Source organism: Alkalicoccobacillus porphyridii (genome assembly GCF_007293315.1).
Lineage (GTDB): Bacteria > Bacillota > Bacilli > Bacillales > Bacillaceae_D > Alkalicoccobacillus > Alkalicoccobacillus porphyridii.
Genome location: NZ_VLXZ01000242.1, coordinates 1 through 266, shown reverse-complemented (window position 1 = coordinate 266; position 266 = coordinate 1). Strand labels below are relative to the sequence as shown.

Annotated in this window: 1 protein-coding gene; it reads right to left on the bottom strand. The window is 53.0% G+C overall.

Features of this window, described 5'->3' with window-relative positions; genetic code table 11:
• A partial coding sequence (locus FN960_RS24185; RefSeq protein ID WP_221936865.1) for a hypothetical protein occupies nucleotides 1-266 on the bottom strand: 266 nt, incomplete at both ends.

The following is a 266-nucleotide window of genomic DNA, read 5'->3' as shown; positions in this document are numbered from 1 at the left end:
GCATGTCCGCCACGGTATCGCCTTCGTCAGACAGTTCTACTTCTACGCTACCGTCAGGGAAGACGAACACGTCAACCGCTTCGGTATCACCGAACAGGTTGTGCATGTTGCCGAGGATCTCCTGATATGCGCCGACCATAAAGAAACCGAGCATCGGCGGATTCTCTGGATCGTACTCCGGCATTGGCATTGTCGTGGCAATACCGTCACCATCAATATAGTGGTCGATAGCACCGTCAGAGTCACAGGTAATATCCAGCAGCACA